The 16,170-nt window shown below is 60.4% G+C and carries 13 protein-coding genes and 1 tRNA gene; 6 read left to right on the top strand and 8 right to left on the bottom strand.

Features of this window, described 5'->3' with window-relative positions:
* Window positions 1-112 precede the first annotated feature (112 nt).
* On the bottom strand, window positions 113-538 hold the full coding sequence (gene dksA, locus GKN89_RS10790; protein ID WP_154746940.1) for an RNA polymerase-binding protein DksA: 426 nt from the start codon (window positions 536-538) through the stop codon (window positions 113-115).
* Between the two features lie 369 nt (window positions 539-907).
* On the opposite strand from dksA, the gene GKN89_RS10785 reads away from it, so the two are divergent.
* A complete protein-coding gene (locus GKN89_RS10785) occupies window positions 908-1,651 on the top strand; it encodes a carbon-nitrogen hydrolase family protein (RefSeq protein ID WP_154746939.1) in 744 nt (247 codons plus the stop codon).
* A gap of 26 nt (window positions 1,652-1,677) precedes the next feature.
* Window positions 1,678-2,346 carry an exodeoxyribonuclease X gene (gene exoX, locus GKN89_RS10780; protein WP_154746938.1) on the top strand — a complete coding sequence of 223 codons (669 nt, stop codon included), beginning with the start codon at window positions 1,678-1,680 and terminating at the stop codon, window positions 2,344-2,346.
* 35 nt (window positions 2,347-2,381) lie between these two features.
* On the opposite strand, the gene GKN89_RS10775 is transcribed toward exoX, so the two are convergent.
* From GKN89_RS10775 to GKN89_RS10750, 6 genes are all read right to left on the bottom strand, one after another.
* Window positions 2,382-4,415, bottom strand: a complete 2,034-nt coding sequence (locus tag GKN89_RS10775; RefSeq protein WP_154746937.1) for a S9 family peptidase — start codon at window positions 4,413-4,415, stop codon at window positions 2,382-2,384.
* Between the two features lie 68 nt (window positions 4,416-4,483).
* Window positions 4,484-5,137 (bottom strand): tellurite resistance TerB family protein, encoded by a 654-nt coding sequence (locus GKN89_RS10770; RefSeq protein WP_154746936.1) that lies wholly within the window; start codon window positions 5,135-5,137, stop codon window positions 4,484-4,486.
* A gap of 158 nt (window positions 5,138-5,295) precedes the next feature.
* The gene (locus GKN89_RS10765) at window positions 5,296-5,874 is read right to left on the bottom strand and encodes a molecular chaperone (RefSeq protein WP_019455786.1); all 579 of its coding nucleotides are present in this window, start codon (window positions 5,872-5,874) and stop codon (window positions 5,296-5,298) included.
* Window positions 5,875-5,916: 42 nt separating this feature from the next.
* Window positions 5,917-6,654, bottom strand: a complete 738-nt coding sequence (locus tag GKN89_RS10760) for a phosphatase (RefSeq protein WP_049202798.1) — start codon at window positions 6,652-6,654, stop codon at window positions 5,917-5,919.
* Window positions 6,655-6,744: 90 nt separating this feature from the next.
* The gene (gene ghrA / locus GKN89_RS10755; RefSeq protein WP_154746935.1) at window positions 6,745-7,686 is read right to left on the bottom strand and encodes a glyoxylate/hydroxypyruvate reductase GhrA; all 942 of its coding nucleotides are present in this window, start codon (window positions 7,684-7,686) and stop codon (window positions 6,745-6,747) included.
* 126 nt (window positions 7,687-7,812) lie between these two features.
* Window positions 7,813-9,279 carry a peptide MFS transporter gene (locus GKN89_RS10750; RefSeq protein ID WP_063919212.1) on the bottom strand — a complete coding sequence of 489 codons (1,467 nt, stop codon included), beginning with the start codon at window positions 9,277-9,279 and terminating at the stop codon, window positions 7,813-7,815.
* 447 nt (window positions 9,280-9,726) lie between these two features.
* Between GKN89_RS10750 and GKN89_RS10745 the strand changes: the two genes are divergently transcribed.
* Window positions 9,727-9,816: transfer RNA gene (locus tag GKN89_RS10745), tRNA-Ser, on the top strand.
* Between the two features lie 547 nt (window positions 9,817-10,363).
* A complete protein-coding gene (locus GKN89_RS10740) occupies window positions 10,364-11,050 on the top strand; it encodes an FRG domain-containing protein (RefSeq protein WP_154746934.1) in 687 nt (228 codons plus the stop codon).
* Between the two features lie 108 nt (window positions 11,051-11,158).
* Here the strand turns inward: GKN89_RS10740 and GKN89_RS10735 are convergent, their stop codons facing one another.
* Window positions 11,159-11,515 (bottom strand): helix-turn-helix domain-containing protein, encoded by a 357-nt coding sequence (locus tag GKN89_RS10735; protein ID WP_019455813.1) that lies wholly within the window; start codon window positions 11,513-11,515, stop codon window positions 11,159-11,161.
* A 296-nt stretch (window positions 11,516-11,811) separates the two neighbouring features.
* Here GKN89_RS10735 and sdeA point away from each other — a divergent pair, with 296 nt between their 5' ends.
* Window positions 11,812-12,999, top strand: coding sequence for a multidrug efflux RND transporter periplasmic adaptor subunit SdeA (gene sdeA / locus GKN89_RS10730; protein ID WP_084799126.1), 1,188 nt, complete (start codon window positions 11,812-11,814; stop codon window positions 12,997-12,999).
* A gap of 24 nt (window positions 13,000-13,023) precedes the next feature.
* Window positions 13,024-16,167, top strand: coding sequence for a multidrug efflux RND transporter permease subunit SdeB (gene sdeB / locus GKN89_RS10725; protein ID WP_154746933.1), 3,144 nt, complete (start codon window positions 13,024-13,026; stop codon window positions 16,165-16,167).
* Window positions 16,168-16,170: the final 3 nt, after the last annotated feature.

Below are 16,170 nucleotides of genomic sequence, written 5' to 3'. Positions count from 1 at the left end.
TAAAACCTGAAAACTCAAACGCGCGCCGGGAACTCGGCGCGCGTTTGCTCAAAATCACAACGACCTGCTTGCAAAACGCCCACAGGCCCGATCAGTTCAGGCCTTGTGATACTTACCCGCTTTTACGCATATGCGGCTCGCGCATCTCCTGCGCGGTTTTCGCCTCGATACTCAGTTCCGCCGTCGGGCGCAGCAGCAGGCGCGCCAGCCCGATGGGTTCGCCGGTTTCGCGGCAGTAGCCGTATTCGCCGTTCTGCAAACGCGCCAGCGCCGCATCGATTTTCGGCAGCAGGCGGCTTTCGCGATCCAACTGGCGGAACAGCAAGCGCAGATCCTCTTCGCGCGCCGCCTTGTCGGCCTCATCGCCCGTCGCTTCGCCGCCGTCGATCTCGCTCTTCAGCTCATCGATATGCAACAGCAGCTTTTGCCGCTCATCCTGCAGCAGCTGACGGAAAAACGCCCGTTGAACCGAGTTCATATAATCAGAATCCGGCATGGCCAGCAGTTGCTGCGCATCCGGTAATGCCATCACAGTCATTGCGTTCTCCGAACATTAAAAGTGTAATATTATAACATAATAATTATTTTTATCACCCGGTCATCCAAAAACAAAATTTCACGTGCAAACAGCCGGTTAAGAGCAATTCGCACTTTGTCGCTTGCATCCTGCCGGCTTTAGGCGGTTAATGGCTGAGCAAGCCACCCAATCATAGGTAACGAGAGGCCATCATGAGTAAGGGAATGGATAGCAAAAAAAATGCGAAGAAGAAGCCGTTGAAAACCCCAGCTGAGAAACGTGCGGAGAAACGCGCCAAAAAAGCGCATCCGTCTGGTGAGTAAGCGTCCTTCCATCCGTCATTAAACCCGCCAAGGCGGGTTTTTTATTGCCTTACAGGAGAGATGGCCGATGCCCCGCTTCACCCTCGCTGCCGCCCAATACCCCGCCGCCGCCGATATCGCCTGCAATCTTGAGCGTCATCTTGAATTTATCGCGCAGGCAGCCGATCGGCAGGTGCAGCTGCTGGTTTTTCCCGAACTGTCGCTGAGCGGCTATGAGTTGGCCGAGGCGCCTGCATTGGCGCTGACTCTGGATGATCCCCGCCTGCAGCCGCTCAGTGCAGCGGCGCGAGCGCGACAGATGACGATCATCGTCGGCGCGCCCTTACGCAGCGGCCCGGCATTGTATATCGCCGCCTTGATTTTTCACCCCAGCGGCGCGCTAGCCACCTACACCAAACAGCATCTGCACGGCGCGGAACAGCAATACTTCTCGCCCGGTGTGGGCGGCTCGTTGCTGGCAATGCATCAGCAACGCATCGCGCTGGCTATCTGCGCCGACACCTCGCAACCCGCTCATGCGAGTGCCGCCGCACAGGCGGGTGCGCATATTTATGCCGCCGGCGTACTGATCTCTGAAGCGGGTTACGCGAAAGACAGCGCTGTGCTGGCGGGCTATGCCCGCCGTTACGGCATGCTCACGCTGATGGCCAACCATGCGGCACCGACCGGCGGCTGGATCCCGGCGGGCCGCAGCGCCATCTGGGATGAAACGGGAGAGCGCCTGATTGCCGCGCCGGGCGACGCCCCCGGGCTGGTCATCGCGAGCAGGAGCGCCGACGGTTGGCACGGCCGCCTGTGCCGGTTAAGCTAGAGCCTGACGGCAACGCGGAGGAAAGCATGACGTTACGCGTAATAGATACCGAGACCTGCGGGCTGGACGGCGGCGTGGTGGAAGTGGCCTCCCTCGATCTGCTCGACGGCCAGTTAACCAACCCGATGAGCGATCTGATCAGCCCGGATCGCCCCATCAGCCTGGACGCGATGGCGATTCATCACATCACCGAACAGATGGTGGAAGGCAAACCGCGCATTGCAGTGGCGATCGGCCGCTATCAGGGCAGCCCCTACTATGTGGCACACAACGCCGCTTTCGATCGCGGCATGCTGCCGGAGATGAACGGCGCCTGGATCTGCACCCTCAAGCTGGCGCGCACGCTGTATCCGGACATCAAGTACGGCAACCAGTATCTGCGCTACGCGCTGAACCTGGACGTGCAGCTGCCGGCTGACGCCACGCTGTACCCGCACCGCGCGCTGTACGACTGCTACGTCACCGCCGCGCTGCTGCAGCGCATCATCAAGGATTCGGGCTGGACGCCGGAGCAAATGGTGCAGATCACCGAACAACCGGTGCTGTTGAAGAAGTTCAAATTCGGCAAGTATCGCGGGCAGGAGATCGATCGCATCGCCCAGGAAGATCCCGGCTATCTGCGCTGGATGCTGAAATCCATCGACGACCTGAGCCCGGACATGAAGCACACGCTGAAATACTATCTGATTGGCTAACACGGCGGGCGACGCAGGCCGCCCGCCGAACGTTATTATTCCGCCAGCGCCAGAATGAAGGCGTACTCCAGCGCAATATCCTCATAGGCCTTGAAGCGGCCGGACTTGCCGCCGTGGCCGGCATCCATGTCGGTATACAGCAGCAGCTGCCGATCGTCGGTTTTCAGCTCGCGCAGCTTGGCCACCCACTTGGCCGGCTCCCAATACTGCACCTGCGAATCGTGCAGGCCGGTGGTCACCAGCAGATGCGGGTATTCCTGCGCCTTCACCTGATCGTACGGGCTGTACTGCTTGATGTAGTCGTAATAGTCCTGCTCGTTCGGGTTGCCCCACTCGTCGTATTCGCCGGTGGTCAGCGGAATGGTCTCATCCAGCATGGTGGTCACCACGTCGACGAACGGCACCTGCGCCACCACGCCGTGGAACAGCTGCGGCGCCTGGTTGATCACCGCGCCCATCAGCAGGCCGCCGGCGCTGCCGCCCATGGCGAACACCCGTTTGCCGTCGCCGTACCCCTGGGCGACCAGCGTTTCGGTCACGTCGATAAAGTCGTTGAAGGTGTTCTGCTTGTTGAACAACTTGCCGTCTTCATACCACAGCTGCCCCAGCTCGCCGCCGCCGCGAATGTGCGCCAGTGCGAACACGAAGCCGCGATCCAGCAGGCTCAGGCGGCTGGCGCTGAACGCCGGATCCATGCTGCTGCCGTAAGAGCCGTAACCGTACACCATCAGCGGGTTGGCGCCACGCTGGAAGCAGTCCTGGCGATACACCAGCGAGACCGGCACCTCGACGCCGTCGCGCGCTTTCACCCACACCCGCTCGCTGCGGTAGTTTTCCGGCGTGAAGTTCTTCACTTCCTGCTGCTTGAGCATCGTCCGCTCGCCGCTGTCCATGTTCAGCTCATACAGCGTGGTCGGGGTAGTCATCGACGAATAGCCATAGCGCAGCAGCGCGGTTTCCGGATCCGGGTTGTACGCCAGCCAGGTGGTGTAAGTCGGATCGTCGAAGGCGATGCGCTTCTCTTCGCCGCTTTGCCAGTGGATCTGGCGCAGCAGCGTCAGGCCGGCGCTGCGTTCTTCCACCACCAGCCAGTCGCGGAACAGGCTGAAGCCCTCCAGCATCACGTCGGCGCGCGGGGCGATCAGCGTCTGCCACTGCGCTTCGTCGGCCTGCTCGCTTTGGTACAGGCCGAAGTTCTTGCCGTCCTTGTTGGAGCGGATGTAAAAATGCTGATGATAGTGATCGATGGCGTACTCGTGATCCTTGCGGCGCGGCACGAACAGCTGCGGCTTGGCGTCCGCGCGATCGGCGTCCAGCAGCAGGATCTCCGAGGTGGTGGTGCTGCTCAGGTGGATCAGAATAAAGCGCTCGGAGGTGGTCTTCTCCAGCCCGACGTAAAAGGTATCGTCCAGCTCTTCGTAAATCAGCTCATCCTGCTGCGGATCGCTGCCCACCACGTGGCGATAGACCTGATACGGCAGCAGCGTCTTGGCGTGCTTGCGCACGTAGTACACCGTCGAGGAGTCGTTGGCCCACTCGAAGCTGCCGGAGGTATTTTCCAACACTTCGTCCGCCCAACTGCTGTCGGCCAGGTTCTTGAAGCGAATGTCGTACTGGCGGCGCGACAGAAAATCTTCCGCTACCCCCAGCCGCTGATTGTCTGGACTGACGTCCAGCCCGCCCAGGGTGTAAAATTCGTGGTTCTCGGCGCGCTGGTTACCGTCGATAAGCACATCCCACTGCTCACTCTCGGCCTGCGGCTGGCGCACGGAAATCGCGTATTCGTTGCCCGGCTCGTAGCGCGTCTGATAGCGGTAGCCGTGGCGCACGTAAGGCACCGAATGTTCCTGCTGCGGAATGCGCGCCACCATCTCTTCATACAGGGTTTCGCGCAGCGCCTGCTGCGGCTTCAGCATCGCATCGGTGTAGGCGTTCTCAGCCTGCAGGTAGTCCAGCACCTGGCGGTCTGCGCGCTCGTCGTCGCGCAGCCAGTAGTAGTCATCCACGCGCGTGTCGCCGTGGATGGTGATGGGATAAGGACGTTTTTCCGCTTTTGGTGGGGTCATCATTGCTAAATCATCCGCTTACATAGATTGCGGCAAGAGTGACACGATTCCCCCCGGCTTGCCAAGCGGCGCTACGCCAGCTCGCGCTTTTTCTCGTTGACGTCGCTCTCGATGCCCTGCTTGACGTCCGCCGGGATCTTCAGCGCCTGCGCCAGCGCATCGAGGTAGCCGCGCTCCATAAAGTGGTCGACGTCGATCACCAGACAGCTCAGGTAGTAAACCTCCAGCGCCTCGTCTTCATTTTGCACGCTGCGGGCGATCAATTCCGGGTTGAGCGGCTGATCGAGCGCTTCCTGCACCCAGCCCTGCGCCTCTTCCCCCACCTCCAGCTGCGCCAGGCTGTGATCGATGGCGCGCTGTTCGTCGGCATCGATATGGCCGTCGCTCTTGGCGGCGAACACCAGCGCCTGCACCAAACGTTTGGCGCGCAGATCCACCGGCGTGGTTTGCAAACCGAACTGCGGTTCGTCCTGATGGGTCTCTTTCACCCGCTGCTTATACTTGTTCCACAGCACCGCGCCCACCGCCGCGCTGCCGCCGATGATCAGCGCATTTTTGCCGAACTTGCCCACCAGCTTACGCGAGGATTTGTTGGCCAACAGCACGCCGACCAGACCGCCCAGCGCCGTGGGCGCCAGCAGCTTGCCGATGCCTTCCGCCCCGCCCATCGCGCCGGCCTTCTGCCCGATCAACGTTTGAATCTGCTGCATCCAGTTACTTTTCATCATCTACCCCTTGCGTGAAAAAGCGCGGCGCGCAGGCGCGGCCGAACCGACGGTAAACCGCCAGATTAGGGGATCTTTTGTCAATTTACGTCTGGGGGATGCAAACCTGTGTTTAGCGGATCGGCGGGCCGGATGGCCCGCCTTGATGGGCTGCGGCGTTACGCTTCTTCGTCGCCCGCTTCGTCGTCCTGCTCGTACTCCGCCAGCTCGTCGCGCATTGCCTGGATGGCATCGCGGGTCATCAGCGCCAGCGTGCGGTAGAAACCGGTGGTGGCGTGCGCTTCCACTTTGCCGAGGAAGCGGCCGCACCACGGCAGCAGAAACTCGTCGAACAGGGCGATCTGCGCCTGCGCTTCATCTTCCTGCGATTGATCTTCCAGCCAGGAAGCGGCCAGCAGCAGCTGGCCGAAATGGTCGGCCGGCGCCTCCGCCAGCGGCATGCCGCGCTGCTGCAGGAAGGTGCGCACTTCCGCTTCGCTGGCCCCTTCGACGTAGTCGGAGCGGAACGGCGACACGCTGCATTCGCTGCCGACGAACATCGCGTTGAAGTCGGTCGCCAGTTGGTTGACGTCGCAACCCTGCTGCAGGCGCTTCAGCAGGTCATCCTGCTCCAGCGGCCAGTGTTGCTGCAGCTTGCCCTCTTTGATCAAGGCGAACAGCGGCACCAACAGCGGATCCTGCGGCTGGCGATAAAACAGCGTACCCAGCACGCGGCAGACAATGGAAAACTCATTCATGATAATGCCTTATACAATACGGAAAATTTTGCCGGGACGATGTCACAAATCGGCCAATTCCGCAATCGCCGGCTTGCCGCGCCGCTCGAGAAAATCCAGCAACCGGCGCGGGCTGACGTTGAGAATGCGCTCCTGCGGGAAGCCCACCTCTTCGATGATGCGCTCGCAGTGCTCGAAATTACCCAGTGAAAAAGCGACGTGCGAATCCGAACCCAGCGCCAGCCAGCCGCCGGCGTCGCGTACCGCGGCGGCGATCGCCCGGCAATTGGCCTCGCTGCCCTTGCGGGAGTGGGTGAACGACGAGTTATTCAGCTCCAGCGCCACTTCGTATTTGGCCGCCGCCGCCGCAACGGCGGGAATGTCGATCGGGTAACGCGGGTTGCCGGGGTGGCTGATGATATGCACGTCTCCCTGCGCCATCGCGGCGATCATCGCTTCAGTATTGGACGCTTTATCCTGCGGCGCAAACACCGGCTCATGGAAACCGGCGATGATCACGTCGGTGGCGGTCAGCATCGGGCCGGTGCAGTCGATGTCGCCCTGCAGGTTTTTGATGTTGGCTTCGATACCGCGCAAGATGCCCACGCCGTTCACCAGGCGCGGCCACACGTGCATGTTCATGAAGTGCCAATAGTGTGGCGCATCGGCCATGTCCGGGCCGTGATCGGTGATGGCGAACAGTTTGATGCCCTTCTGCTGGGCTTCGGCGATGTAATCGTGCAGCGTGCTGTAGGCGTGGGTGCTGGCGACGGTGTGCATATGCAAATCAACGGGGTACATTGTTTCTCCTTCCAGAGGGCCCGCCCGCAAAGGTACGGGCAGGCGCGATGACGATAACAGCTTATCAGTTACCGAACGGCGGCTGAAGGATCAGTAACCCCGTTGCCTGTCGACCACACCGGCCGGGGCATGCCCCGCCTCCAGCGCGCGAATGTTGGCGGCGATCTGATCCATCGCCTGCTGCGGCAACGTGATGGCAGCAATATGCGGGGTAATGGTGACACGCGGATGACGCCAGAACGGGTGATCCTGCGGCAGCGGTTCGCGGGCGAACACGTCCAGCGTGGCGGCGGCCAGCTGCCCCTGCTCGAGCGCCGCCAGCAGATCGGCTTCCACCAGATGCGCGCCGCGCGCGATGTTGATGAGATAGGCGCCCGGCTGCAGCTGCGCGAACAGCTCGCGGTTGAGGATGCCGAGAGTCTCCGGCGTATTGGGCAGCAGGTTGATCAGCAATTTGACGCCGTCGAGGAAGGCCGCGCGCTGCGCCTCTCCGGCAAAGCTTTGCACGCCGTCTAACTGTTTGGCGCTGCGGCTCCAGCAGCGCACGCTGAAGCCAAACTCGGTCAGCTTGCGCGCCACGCTCTGCCCCAGCACGCCGGCGCCGAGGATGCCGATGGTGAAATCCTCCAGCGAGTACGGATCGAGCGGCTGCCACTCCTGCCGCTGCTGCAGCGCCTGATACTCGTCGAAACGGCGGAAATAACGCAGCACATAGCTCAGCGCGTATTCCTGCATCTGCTGCGCCATGCCGGTATCTTCCAGCCGCAGCAGCGGCACGCCGGCGGGCAGCGTGCCGGGGTGTTTGCGCTCCTGATCGAGAATGGCGTCGACGCCGGCGCCGAGGGCGAACACCGCTTTCAGATCGCGACGGTTGGCCAGCATCTCGTGCGGCGGGCGCCACACCAGCGCGTAATCGGCCGGCCGCTCGTCGCCGCGCTGCCACTCGCGGATCTCAGCCTGCGGCAGGCGCTGCTTGATGCCGGCCAGCCATTCCTGGGCGTTAAACAAGGGGTGGTAATAAATGATGTTCATACTGCGGGCTCCGGTTTGTTTTTATTGGTTTTCCTCCAGCCTTCCGCGATTCGCCGCCGGATGCAAGCGTTAAAGCCCAAAATGAAAACAGCCCCGACCAGTGGGGCTGTTGTGCATACTCGCCAATCAGGCGGCGGACGGGCCATCGCGACGGATAAGACGCCGCAGCAGCGGAATGAGGATCAGCATCGCCACGCCGACGCCCGTCGCCCCCCAGCCCAGTGCGCTGAAGATTTCGCTGTAGCCGGGGTTGGTTTGCAGCGGCGTGCTGCCGCTGTTTTCCGGCATCAGGCCGGAGACGTAGCCCGCCAGCACCGAGGCGACGCCGGTCACCATCATCCAACAGCCCATCATCACGCCCTGATAGCGCGGCGGCGCCAGCTTGCCAATCATCGCGTAACCGATCGGCGAGATCATCAATTCACCGACGCTTTGCAGCACATAGCTGATGACGATCCATTTGAACGCCACCAGCCCGTCGCCGCCCGCCATGCTGATGCCCAGCGGCAGCACCAGCATGCCCAGCCCGATGCAGAACAGCGAGCCGGAGAACTGCAGCGGAATGTCGATGTTGCAACCGCGAGCGCGCAGGCGGTTGAACCACCAGGCGAGCAGCGGGCCGCCCACCACGATCACCAGCGTGTTGATGTTCTGGATCCACTGCGGCGCCACCTGAATGCCGTAAACGTTCAGGTTGATGTTGTGCTCGGAGAACAGCATCAGCCCCATCGGCGCCAGCTGGTACAGCGCCCAGAACACCAGCGACCCCAGCGCCAGGATCAGATAGGCCGTCATTCTGCGGCGCTCATCGCGCGGATGGTGGCGCAGCGTCACCACGCACAGCATCAGGAAGATCAACGCACCGAGCACGATCACGAAGTGGCCGCTGAACTCGGCGTGGGTCAGCATCACGCGGATGATCGGCACTAGCGCCACCAGCACCGCCAGCCCGACCAGCATGCGCCAGCGGTATTGGCTGCGGCTGGCGCCGTGCAGCGGCGTATTGAGATCCGCCAGAATGCGCCAGCGGCAGACGGCAACGATGATCGCCGCGGCGTTGCCCAGCGTGGCGAACAGGAACAGCGCGCGGTAGTTTTCCGTCAGTTGGAAATAACCGGCCACGGTAAAGCCGACGAAGAACCCGAGGTTCATGCCGGCATAGTTCCACAGGAACGCCGATTCGCGCCGATCGTCGTCCGGCTTGAAACGCTGGGTGAGCATCATATTGATGCAGGTGACGTTGAGGCCGCTGCCGGTCAGGAACATCGCCAGCCCCCAGTACAACCCCCACACGCCCGCGACGGCAATCAGCGCACAGCCGATCACCTGCAATACCATGCCGAGCACGAACAGGTTGCGGTTGCTGAGGAAACGGCCGCCGAGGTAGCCGCCGAACATATGCAGACCATAGTTGAAGGCGCCGAACACGCCCATCATGGCGTTGGCGCTGCTTTCGTTGAAGCCCAGCCGCTTGGTGGCGTACAGCACCAGCGTAGAGTAAAGCACGGCGAAGCCCAGCGTGGCGAAGATCTGGATGAAGAACAGCGCTCCCGCACCGGGCGGAATGGCATGGCGCGCTTGCGGCGCCGGCATGGCATCTGAAGGAGTCAAAACGAACCTCTACTGCATTATTATGTAATGAGTCTGTCCCTGTCTGCGATATCGCCGGCCTGTCATCCGGCAATCTGCGCGGCGACGTGATGTTCCTTGCCAAAAACGCCGCGCCGACATGATTCCATTTAGCGACACATCTGACTAATAATCCAGTATTAATGCATATAACAGCAAACAACCCCATCTCAATGGCGACATATTGAGCTATCTGTACAGAAAAAGGTCAAACAATCGTCTTTCATGGATTCTGACCGCTGTCTGCCCTGCCCGCCGGCGGCCAAGAGTGGGAATATCGTTCGGTAAATCAGCAAATTGCTGCAAGTTTGGCTAAACAGTCATGAGAATGAAATAAGAGGGTTGACGCTGAGATCAGATTCTCCTACATTAGCGCCCGTCGACAGCGCAAGGCGTTATCGATGACAAAACGGTGAGGTGTCTGAGTGGCTGAAGGAGCACGCCTGGAAAGTGTGTATACGCGAAAGTGTTTCGAGGGTTCGAACCCCTCTCTCCCCGCCAAATTCAAAGAGAAAGCCTGGATTCACGTCCAGGCTTTTTTTTGCATGGCGCACCGCCGAGAGGGGCGAGAAGCCTCGCCAGGGTTCGACAAAACGCCTGCGTTGTGGACCGCCAACGGCGGCCCGCAGGGTGAGCGCGGCGAATCAAGCCCTCTCTCACCGCCAAATTCAAAGAGAAACCCTGGATTCACGTCCAGGCTTTTTTTTGCATGGCGCACCGCCGAGAGGGGCGAGAAGCCTCGACAGGGTTCGACAAAACGCCTGCGTTTTGGACCGCCAACGGCGGCCCGCAGGGTGAGCGCAGCGAATCTATCCCTCCCTCACCGCCATATTCTAACGAGAAAGCCTGCCATCACTTTCATGATGGCTTAATTTAAAATCAATTTAGATTAAACCCTATTTTCTTGAGAACGTTTCGGCAATCACGTCAAACGTATTTACTTAGAGTAAATGTAGGGATATATTTACCCCCATTAACATCTTCCTACTTTGATGATTAAATAAACATATGCATTATCAACTCAACAAAAAATAAAAATGGATGAAACATGAAATCACAAACAGCAAATAACTTTTCTGAATTTGTCGATATAGTGGAGAGACTTGGCAATAACTCGGAGCTGATGCTATTCAGGGGGCAAGCAGAAAAAGGTAATTTACTGCCAAGTATAGCGCGAAAAAATCCAAAAACCGACTCAACAAACGCTGAGCAAGAATTAATAAAAGAGTTAAAGCGCATGGGAGCATCGATTCTACCTAAAAATGATCTTGATGATTGGGAACTCTTAGTAATAGCACAACACTTCGGCATGAAAACTCGGTTATTAGATTGGACTAGCAATCCACTTGCAGCCTTGTTCTTTGCATGTAATGATTGGAAAAAGGGAGACGTTTATGTTTATGCATTGGATGCAAATCGATATCTGAAAGAACCGCAAAAAGGACCATTTGAAACAGGAAGAACTCAGGTTATAAGGCCAAAGTTAAATAACCCTAGAATTATCGCACAACATGGTTGGTTTACAGCGCATAAGTACTCAAAATCCTCTAAGAAGTTCGTTCCTCTGGAAAAGAACAATGAAATATCAGAATCGGTTCAAGAAATAAAAATTCCAGAAGGTACCAGGGAAAAACTCTTGAAATCTTTAGACAGACATGGTGTCAGTAGCCGAACCTTATTCCCTGATCTGGAAGGGCTCTGTAAATATATAAACTGGAAAAACGAGACAAACTAATATCAACACGTAGCTGTAAAAATTTCGAGTTACTCAAAAAGTCATTTAGATGCTGACAAAAAAGCCCGAACGCAAATTCAGGCTTTTTTATCCCCACTGCCGCACCGCTCAGTGGTGCGTGCGCCCCATCGCCGTCGGCTGCGCCAGCGCGCGGCGCCAATCGCCCGGCGTTTGGCCGAACTGGCGTTTGAAACTGCGGTTGAACGACTGCTGTGAGTCGAAGCCGAGCGAGATCGCCACGCTGACGATAGGTTCGCCGCTGTTGGCCAGACGCTCCGCCGACACCTTCAGTTTTTGCATGCGGATATACTCCCCGAGCGCATAGCCAGTCTGGCGCTTGAACATGCGCTGCAGGTGCCATTTGGAATAGCCCGCGCGGTCCGCTACGGTGTTGATATCCAGCTTTTCTTCCAGATTGTTGTCGATCCACGCCTTCAAATCGGTAATGAAACCCGTCGTGTTCATGCTGATGCTCCCATCATGTCGGCAGGGTCAACCACTGCCCAATGCACATACGTTGCAACAGTTTCGCTTTAAATGCAATTTTTATTATTGCATTTACCAGAAAGCCGCCTCTATACTCCACCCAATTAATGTAACCGATATTGATACATTAATGTGACACCAATATGTTTCAAAACCTAACGTTGCGCCGCAGCAAGGCGCAACACCCCTTCCGCCGCAGGTTGGCAAGAAGGGAAAGCCCGGATGACAGGGCTGGGTATGGGGCCGGACTGCGCTTACTTATCGGAATAAAAATAATGGCAAATCAACCAAACTCATCGTTCAACGCCGGCGGCCGCCCGCGCGCCGTCGCTCTGGGTCAGCGGCTCTTAGGGGTCGCGCTGCTGGCCGCCCTGCTCGCCGGGTGCGACAACAGCGTCGCGCACAATGCCCCGCCGCCGCCGCCAGTGGTCAGCGCCGCCAACGTGGTGGTCAAACCGATCAGCCAATGGGATGCATTCAACGGCCGGGTCGAAGCGGTACAGAGCGTGCAGCTGCGGCCGCGGGTTTCCGGCTATATCGATCGGGTCAATTACACCGAAGGCGACGAAGTGAAAAAAGGCCAGGTGCTGTTCACCATCGACGATCGCACCTATCGCGCCGCTCGCGAACAGGCGCAGGCGGAGCTGGTGCGGGCGCGCAATCAGGCGGCGCTGGCGCGCAGCGAATCCTCACGCACCGAGAAACTGATCGGCACGCAGGCCATCTCGCAGGAAGTGTGGGAACAGCGGCGTTCGTCCGCCGCTCAGGCGCAAAGCAACGTGCTGGCGGCGCAGGCCCAGCTCGACATGGCGCAGCTGAATCTCGACTTTACCCGCGTTACCGCGCCGATTGACGGGCGCGCCAGCCGCGCAATGATCACCGCCGGCAACCTGGTCACCGCCGGCGACAGCGCCAGCGTGCTGACGACGCTGGTGTCGCTCGACAAGGTTTACGTCTATTTCGACGTGGATGAAGCCACCTTCCTGCGCTATCAACAGCAGGGCCGGCACGACGCCCGTTTGCCGGTGAAGGTCGGCCTGGTGGGCGAAGACGGCACCCCGCATCAAGGATTGGTGGACTTCACCGATAACCAGCTGAACGCCGGTACCGGCACCATCCGCATGCGCGCCCTGCTCGACAACCGCGAGCGCCGCTTCACGCCGGGGCTGTTCGCCCGGGTGCAGATGCCAGGCAGCGCCGAGTTCAACGCCCTGCTGATCGACGATAAAGCGGTGATGACCGACCAGAACCGCAAGTTCGTTTATATCGTCGATAAAGACGGCAAGGCGCAGCGCCGCGACATCGACGTAGGCCGCATGGCCGAAGGATTGCGCATCGTGCAAAAAGGCCTGGCGAGCGGCGATCGGGTGATCGTCGACGGCATGCAGAAAGTGTTTATGCCGGGCATGCCGGTCGACGCGAAAAGCGTCGCGATGACCACCACCGCTTCCGCACTCAACTAAGCCCCCAGCAGAGAATTCTGACCCATGGACTTTTCCCGTTTTTTCATCGACCGGCCGATCTTCGCCGCGGTGCTGTCGATCCTGATTTTTGTCGCCGGGGTGATCGCCATTCCGCTGCTGCCGATCAGCGAGTACCCGGACGTGGTGCCGCCCAGTGTACAGGTGCGCGCCGAATACCCGGGCGCCAACCCGAAAGAGATCGCTGAAACGGTGGCGACGCCGCTGGAAGAAGCGATCAACGGCGTCGAAAACATGATGTACATGAAATCGGTAGCCGGTTCCGACGGCGTGCTGGTGACCACCGTCACCTTCCGCCCGGGCACCGATCCCGATCAGGCGCAGGTGCAGGTGCAAAACCGCGTGGCGCAGGCCGAAGCGCGCCTGCCGGAAGACGTGCGCCGCCAGGGCATCACCACCCAGAAACAATCCCCGGCGCTGACGCTGGTGGTGCATCTGGTATCGCCTTCCGGCAAGTACGACTCGCTATATCTGCGCAACTACGCCACCCTCAAGGTCAAGGATGAGCTGGCCCGTCTGCCGGGCGTCGGCCAGGTGCAGATCTTCGGCGCCGGCGAATACGCGATGCGCATCTGGCTCGATCCGAACAAGGTCGCTGCGCGCGGGCTGACCGCTTCCGACGTGGTGAGCGCTATGCAGGAGCAGAACGTGCAGGTCTCCGCCGGCCAGCTCGGCGCGGAGCCTATGCCGACGCGCAGCGACTATCTGCTGTCGATCAACGCCCAGGGGCGCCTGCAAACCGAAGAAGAGTTCGGCAACATCATCCTCAAGAGCGGCAACAACGGCGAGATCGTGCGGCTGCGCGACGTAGCGCGCATCGAAATGGGCTCCGGCAGCTACGCGCTGCGCGCCCAGCTCAATAACAAGGATGCGGTCGGCATCGGCATATTCCAGTCGCCGGGCGCCAACGCCATCGAGCTGTCGGACGCGGTGCGCGGCAAGATGGCCGAGCTGGCGACCCGCTTCCCGGACGGCATGAGCTGGAAGTCGCCATACGACCCGACGGTATTCGTGCGCGACTCGATCCGCGCGGTGGTAGATACCCTGCTGGAAGCGGTGATCCTGGTGGTGCTGGTGGTCATTCTGTTCCTGCAGACCTGGCGCGCCTCGATCATTCCGCTGCTGGCGGTACCGATCTCCGTGGTCGGCACCTTCGCCGCGCTGTATCTGCTGGGCTTCTCGCTCAACACCCTCAGCCTGTTCGGGCTGGTGCTGGCGATCGGCATCGTGGTGGATGACGCCATCGTGGTGGTGGAAAACGTCGAACGTAATATCGAAGAGGGGCTGTCGCCGCTGGCGGCGGCGCACCAGGCGATGCGCGAGGTCTCCGGCCCGATCATCGCCATCGCCGTGGTGCTATGCGCGGTGTTCGTGCCGATGGCGTTCCTTTCCGGCGTCACCGGCCAGTTCTACAAACAGTTCGCCGTCACCATCGCCATCTCGACGGTGATCTCCGCCATCAACTCGCTGACCCTGTCGCCAGCGCTGGCGGCACGCTTGCTGAAACCGCACGGCGCGCCGAAAGATCTGCCGTCGCGCCTGATCGACCGGCTGTTCGGCTGGCTGTTCCGGCCGTTCAACCGCTTCTTCGCCAGCGGTTCGCAACGCTACCAACAGGGCGTCTCCCGCGTGTTGGGCCGGCGCGGCGCGGTGTTCGTCGTCTACCTGCTGCTGCTGGCCGCCGCCGGCGTGATGTTCAAGACCGTGCCCGGCGGGTTTATCCCGACGCAGGACAAGCTGTACCTGATCGGCGGCGTGAAGATGCCGGAAGGCGCCTCGCTGGAGCGCACCGATGCGGTGATCCGCAAGATGAGCGCCATCGGCCTGAGCGTGGACGGCGTCACCGATGCGGTGGCGTTCCCCGGCCTGAACGCGCTGCAGTTCACCAATACGCCGAATACCGGCACGGTGTTCTTCGCGCTGGAGTCATTGAGCACCCGTACCCGCACCGCAGCGCAGATCAACGCCGAGATCAACGCACGCATTTCGCAGATCCAGGAAGGCTTCGCCTTCTCGATCATGCCGCCGCCGATCCTCGGCATCGGCCAGGGCTCCGGCTATTCGCTCTACGTGCAGGATCGCGCCGGGCTGGGTTACGGCGCGCTGCAGACGGCGATCAACACCCTGTCCGGCGCCATTATGCAAACGCCGGGAATGGGGTTCCCGATCTCCTCGTATCAGGCCAACGTGCCGCAGCTGGACGCCAAAATCGATCGCGACAAGGCCAAGGCGCAGGGGGTGCCGCTCAACGCGCTGTTCAGCACGCTGCAGACCTACCTCGGTTCGTCTTACATCAACGACTTCAACCGTTACGGCCGCACCTGGAAGGTGATGGCGCAGGCCGACGGCCAGTTCCGCGACAGCGTGGAAGACATCGCCAACCTGCGTACCCGCAACGATAAGGGCGAAATGGTGCCAATCGGCAGTATGGTCAGCATCGGCACCACCTACGGCCCGGATCCGGTGATCCGTTACAACGGCTTCCCGGCGGCGGACCTGATCGGCGACGCCGATCCGCGCGTGCTCTCCTCTACCCAGGCGATGGGCGCGCTGACGCAGATGGCCGGCAAGCTGTTGCCGAACGGCATGAACATTCAGTGGACCGATCTGAGTTACCAGCAATCGACCCAGGGCAACGCCGCGCTGGTGGTGTTCCCAGTGGCGGTGCTGCTGGCGTTCCTCGCGCTGGCGGCGCTGTACGAAAGCTGGACGCTGCCGCTGGCAGTGATCCTGATCGTGCCGATGACCATGCTGTCGGCGCTGTTCGGCGTGTGGCTGACCGGCGGCGACAACAACGTGTTCGTGCAGGTCGGGCTGGTCGTTCTGATGGGGCTGGCCTGCAAGAACGCCATTCTGATCGTCGAGTTCGCCCGCGAACTGGAAATGCAGGGCAAAGGCATCGTCGAAGCAGCGCTGGAGGCCTGCCGCCTGCGGCTGCGGCCGATCGTGATGACCTCCATCGCCTTCATCGCCGGCACCATCCCGCTGATCCTTGGCCATGGCGCCGGCGCCGAAGTGCGCGGCGTCACCGGCATTACGGTGTTCTCCGGCATGCTGGGGGTCACCCTGTTCGGGCTGTTCCTGACGCCGGTGTTCTACGTCACCCTGCGGCGCCTGGTGGCGCGCAAAGCGCAGCCGCAGAGGGCGTAATCA

The sequence above is a fragment of the Serratia sp. YC16 genome (genome assembly GCF_009707615.1).
GTDB lineage: Bacteria > Pseudomonadota > Gammaproteobacteria > Enterobacterales > Enterobacteriaceae > Serratia > Serratia surfactantfaciens.
Note: the sequence above shows the minus strand (reverse complement) of the source record. Positions and strands in the feature narration are given on the sequence as shown.

What these genes read in the sequence shown, in the direction of transcription:
- dksA (WP_154746940.1), bottom strand. Translation starts at nt 538, where the DNA reads ATGACTGTGATGGCATTACCGGATGCGCAGCAACTGCTGGCCATGCCG.
- GKN89_RS10785 (WP_154746939.1), top strand. Translation starts at nt 908, where the DNA reads ATGCCCCGCTTCACCCTCGCTGCCGCCCAATACCCCGCCGCCGCCGAT.
- exoX (WP_154746938.1), top strand. Translation starts at nt 1,678, where the DNA reads ATGACGTTACGCGTAATAGATACCGAGACCTGCGGGCTGGACGGCGGC.
- GKN89_RS10775 (WP_154746937.1), bottom strand. Translation starts at nt 4,415, where the DNA reads ATGATGACCCCACCAAAAGCGGAAAAACGTCCTTATCCCATCACCATC.
- GKN89_RS10770 (WP_154746936.1), bottom strand. Translation starts at nt 5,137, where the DNA reads ATGAAAAGTAACTGGATGCAGCAGATTCAAACGTTGATCGGGCAGAAG.
- GKN89_RS10765 (WP_019455786.1), bottom strand. Translation starts at nt 5,874, where the DNA reads ATGAATGAGTTTTCCATTGTCTGCCGCGTGCTGGGTACGCTGTTTTAT.
- GKN89_RS10760 (WP_049202798.1), bottom strand. Translation starts at nt 6,654, where the DNA reads ATGTACCCCGTTGATTTGCATATGCACACCGTCGCCAGCACCCACGCC.
- ghrA (WP_154746935.1), bottom strand. Translation starts at nt 7,686, where the DNA reads ATGAACATCATTTATTACCACCCCTTGTTTAACGCCCAGGAATGGCTG.
- GKN89_RS10750 (WP_063919212.1), bottom strand. Translation starts at nt 9,279, where the DNA reads ATGCCGGCGCCGCAAGCGCGCCATGCCATTCCGCCCGGTGCGGGAGCG.
- GKN89_RS10740 (WP_154746934.1), top strand. Translation starts at nt 10,364, where the DNA reads ATGAAATCACAAACAGCAAATAACTTTTCTGAATTTGTCGATATAGTG.
- GKN89_RS10735 (WP_019455813.1), bottom strand. Translation starts at nt 11,515, where the DNA reads ATGAACACGACGGGTTTCATTACCGATTTGAAGGCGTGGATCGACAAC.
- sdeA (WP_084799126.1), top strand. Translation starts at nt 11,812, where the DNA reads ATGGCAAATCAACCAAACTCATCGTTCAACGCCGGCGGCCGCCCGCGC.
- sdeB (WP_154746933.1), top strand. Translation starts at nt 13,024, where the DNA reads ATGGACTTTTCCCGTTTTTTCATCGACCGGCCGATCTTCGCCGCGGTG.